Source organism: Wolbachia endosymbiont of Pentidionis agamae, from assembly GCF_036711655.1.
In the GTDB taxonomy this organism is placed as follows: Bacteria; Pseudomonadota; Alphaproteobacteria; order Rickettsiales; family Anaplasmataceae; genus JAZHPY01.
Genome location: NZ_JAZHPY010000089.1, coordinates 1 through 4,236, shown reverse-complemented (window position 1 = coordinate 4,236; position 4,236 = coordinate 1). Strand labels below are relative to the sequence as shown.

Genomic DNA, 4,236 nt, shown 5'->3' with positions numbered 1-4,236 from the left:
TTTTAATACCAATAATTTGATAAATCTTGCGTTTTGCATATGGACCTTCAATAATAGTAAATTCTGCATTCAAATAGATGCTGCCAGTAGCATAGCTTTTAGTGAACCAATTCTCATAGCCACCAGGTTTAATTGCCATTTTCACTTTCACTGTTGTACCCTTTGGTATTAAGTTGCTTTGTGATTTTACGGTGTAAAAGTCAGTTAAAAAGTCTTGTAGCATAAAATCTCCATGAAAAATAAAAAAGCTAAATATTCCACTGATCAACAAGTTGCCAACTACCTTTGATCTTATCGATAAATTTGTTTGCACCATTACGTAGTTCGCAAACTATTTGACGTATAGAACTCTCTTTATCCTGTCAATACATAACCATGCCAGTACTATAAAATCCTCCAGCACAACTTAGACCATAAAAAGGAATCTTTTGACCAGTAGTTTGTAACATAATTCCTACAAAAGTTAGTTATTTGCAGTAAATTTAGTAGTTTGATCAATAGAAAAAGCCTTAGTTTTAATTTTCGTAAGCAGATTACCTAGATGAGGTTCTTCAACCATATCAAGGCGGCTACTCCGATCTTTAGCAGGATATCCCCAAGGGTTGATAGTATGACAGACAAAGGAGCGTATCTCCGTGCCATCATCTTTCTTGATACCTACCATGCTAATTACTTCATCAACAATTCCAGGAATCTCACTGGCAGTTTTAGCTCCTTCGCATTTTGGCAGCCAAGTTGGACGATTAAAGTCATCAATATATTGACCTAAAGTGCCAACTGTAATGATGTCTTTATTTAGAATATGCTGAAACTGATTAAGCCAAGCCATCATTTCTTGGGCAAGCAACCCGTATGCTGCTCTCATATCCTGTTTGCCATTTCTCTCAGAGAAAGCTTCAGGTTGCATTTTCGTCCATAATAGACATAAACGTGACGCAACTGTTATGCTATCGATAAAAATACAGCGATATTTAGAAAATTCAGAAGAAAGCTCTTTGTATTTACTTGACACATGCTCATAGTGTTTTTGACTATATGCCTGATCAGATTTTAATGCAGGATTTGGGCCACCAATAAGGCAGGCAATATCTCGTGCTTCATTCCAGGTTCGAATACTAATTGAATCTACTTTCCACTCCTGAACAGCAAGTAACCCAGCTTCAAAATCAAGACAAAGCGTTGGTTCATCTATGGTCTTTAAGAGACTTGTGTTATTGTTTTTGCTCTTTCTTCACTATTTATTATTTTTAAATCCATAAACTGTATAATGTGCTATATATATATTCACTAAAACTACAAAAACTGTTCACTTTTTCTTGCATCTTTTTTTACTAAGAGATGCAAATTTATGTCTCATATTCTTAAGGATGCTGTGTAAAGTAGTTCGTTATATGTTGCTCATATACGCCACTTCAGCGATGCTGTGATGTTTCAGTTGTTTAGATAAATCCTGTAATTTTTTTGGTAGCCTTGAAATAACTTGTTCAACATCAACACGTATACGCACTACATATCGCTTCATCTTCAAAATAATAACTTTGCTGCTTTGTATCACTCGTAAGGTTAGGAGTAGTGCGTAGTTGTTTTCGAATTATATTATTGATGCGTTTTTTAATAACTTGATTTGCAAAGGTTGAAAGACTACTTTTAGTTGCATCGTATTGATTCAAGCATTAGAAGAATTCACAAAAAAGATCTTGTTCTATGTCTTCAATAGATTGATCAGTAGAGCATTTAAGTGATTTATAATAATTTGCAAAAAATTTTACTAAACCAACAACTTTAGAATCAATTCCTGGGTAAGAGTTTTTAGATTTCATATAATGTTCTCTAATGAAAGACTTAAGAATGAAATCTTTTTAGTAAACTCTGTAGGACATGGAAAAAACACCTCAGACAATTGTGAGTTTTTTACCACTAAAAAATCTGGAATTTTTTTTCAAATCTCAGACACTCAAAACTTTGATCAGACAGCGCTCCAAAACAATGTGGGAAATTGTTAAGTGAACAGTTTTTATAAATCAGGTGAATATATAGAACAAGGAGAATCACTCCGAATTTATAGTTTAAGGGTTAATTATGAATGATTCATACAATGTTTCAAAAATTAAAGCACAATTATTGATGAATTTAAGATCTTGTCTTTCTTACCTTTTTCAGAGTGGTACCTTTCATAGTGACAAATTCCGAGTAGGCAATATTCATGGTGATAGAGGACAGAGTTTGAAAATTGCATTAACAGGAGAAAAAGCTGGACTTTGGCAAGATTTCGAGACTGAAGAAGGTGGAGATATAATTGATCTTTTGGCAGGTGTACATAGAAAAGACACGGTAAGAGATTTTCATGAGATAATGGCTTCTATAGCTGAGTGGCTTGGAATAAAGCGTACTAGAGAGTATAAAACTATCGAATATCTAACAAAATATATTACTTGCAGTTGGAATTATTACGATAAAAACAATCAGGTTATTGTCACAGTCTACCGTTATGATACTCCTGAAGGAAAAGAATATCGTCCTTTTGATGTAAAACAATCTAAGTTTACTGCACCAAAAGAAACTAGGCCTCTATACAATATTCCAGGAATTTTAAAATCTGATAAAGTTGTTTTGGTAGAAGGAGAAAAATGTGCTGAAAGCTTAATAGAGCAAGGTATTACAGCTACAACGACAATGTGTGGAGCAAATGCAGATGCAAAGAAAACTGATTGGACTCCACTTAAAGGTAAACATATTATTATTTGGCCTGATAATGATAAAGCAGGTGAGATATATGCTAAAAATATTAAAAAAAAGCTTTTAGATGTAGGAGTCGCATCACTTGCTGTTCTTAAGATTCCAAAAGATAAACCTGAGAAGTGGGATGCAGCTGATTGTGTAAAGGAAAGTATTAATGTTAAAGAATTTTTAGCTTCAGTGCCGTTATCTGCTGTTGATACTGCAACTGCTTCTACTTCTGATACTCTAAACAAAAAAAGGTTTATTTCATTTCCAGCAAGACACTATTTGAATGACAAATCACCAATGCCAGAGGATATAATTGCACCAAGGATTGTAACTCCAAGTGGCCTTTTAGTCTTTGCTGGTGCACCTAAGGTTGGCAAAAGCGACTTTCTGATTTCTTGGCTCTTTCATATGGAAGCAGGAATTCCATTTCTTGATATGGTGCCTAAAAGACCTTTAAGAATCTTCTATCTTCAGACTGAAATTGGTTATCATTACATGCGTGAACGTATGCAACAATTAAAGCTGGACGAAGAACTTCTTGAGCTTGCTGCAGATAATTTAGTTATTACCCCGCAAACAAAGCTACTTTTAAACGACGATAGTATGGATGAAGTTGTGAAAGAAATAGAAGATTCATTTGGCTCAAACACAGTTGATGTTATTGCAATAGATCCACTACGTAACATTTTTGATGCTGGTGACAATGGTAGTGAAAACGACAATAATTCTATGCTATTTTTTTTACAAGAGAGAATTGAAAAATTAAGAACATTAGCTAATCCTGATGCAGGAATTATTTTAGTACACCATACAAAAAAGATTCAGAAGAAATCATTAGAAGAAGACCCTTTTCAGAGTTTCAGTGGTGCTGGTTCATTACGAAGCTTTTATACTACAGGAATGATAATGTTTAAGCCGAATGAGCAGCAGGTAGTCGTCAGCTAATATTTGAATTACGTAATGGTCATGCTATTTCATCAAAATGTATTGATAAATTAAATAACTGCTGGCACATACTTGATTATGAGTCACAGAGGTTGATAAACAAGGGTTATGGCCAAAAATTAGATGCAGAACGCTCCCGTAGGTATGATGCTATACTGCAATTAATTTATAATGAAGCCAGAAATAAAGGAAAAGTATATACAATCAATACATTCTCTCAGGTATTTGAAAATAAAGCAGGTCTTGGCAGCAAAAACTCCATTCGCGAACGTATAGATGTTCTTGCTGCAAAGGGTTACATTAAGTTTAACAGAAAGGATAAAAATGCTGAAAGAAGTAAATATGGAATACTTTGTGTTGAAGGTATGGAAAAGAGAGTGGAGGATCAATCAAGTGAGAATGTTACAGTATATGAGAAAATTTTACCAACCGACTATAAATCGCAAAAATTTGGTGATATTGTGCAAGTTAAGGATCCAAACTCCTGGATTTATCAGAGCTAGGTTTCTGAATGTTACAGTATATGAGAAAATTTTACCAACCGACTATAAATCGCAAAAATTT

4 protein-coding genes and 2 pseudogenes are annotated in these 4,236 nt (G+C 34.0%); 2 read left to right on the top strand and 4 right to left on the bottom strand.

Annotated features, from left to right (window positions below; translation table 11 throughout):
• From V6U76_RS04725 to V6U76_RS04710, 4 genes and pseudogenes are all read right to left on the bottom strand, one after another.
• Positions 1 to 223: pseudogene (locus V6U76_RS04725) on the bottom strand (hypothetical protein); the annotation flags it as partial.
• A 240-nt stretch (positions 224 to 463) separates the two neighbouring features.
• Positions 464 to 1,257 (bottom strand): annotated as a pseudogene (locus V6U76_RS04720) (ATP-binding protein).
• 130 nt (positions 1,258 to 1,387) lie between these two features.
• The gene (locus tag V6U76_RS04715; protein ID WP_333023952.1) at positions 1,388 to 1,528 is read right to left on the bottom strand and encodes a hypothetical protein; all 141 of its coding nucleotides are present in this window, start codon (positions 1,526 to 1,528) and stop codon (positions 1,388 to 1,390) included.
• Positions 1,529 to 1,673: 145 nt separating this feature from the next.
• Positions 1,674 to 1,820: a hypothetical protein gene (locus V6U76_RS04710; protein WP_333023951.1), complete on the bottom strand. Its 147-nt coding sequence runs from the start codon at positions 1,818 to 1,820 to the stop codon at positions 1,674 to 1,676.
• A 259-nt stretch (positions 1,821 to 2,079) separates the two neighbouring features.
• Here V6U76_RS04710 and V6U76_RS04705 point away from each other — a divergent pair, with 259 nt between their 5' ends.
• On the top strand, positions 2,080 to 3,672 hold the full coding sequence (locus V6U76_RS04705; RefSeq protein WP_333023949.1) for an AAA family ATPase: 1,593 nt from the start codon (positions 2,080 to 2,082) through the stop codon (positions 3,670 to 3,672).
• A 92-nt stretch (positions 3,673 to 3,764) separates the two neighbouring features.
• Positions 3,765 to 4,175, top strand: coding sequence for a hypothetical protein (locus V6U76_RS04700; protein ID WP_333023947.1), 411 nt, complete (start codon positions 3,765 to 3,767; stop codon positions 4,173 to 4,175).
• The last annotated feature ends 61 nt before the right edge of the window (positions 4,176 to 4,236 follow it).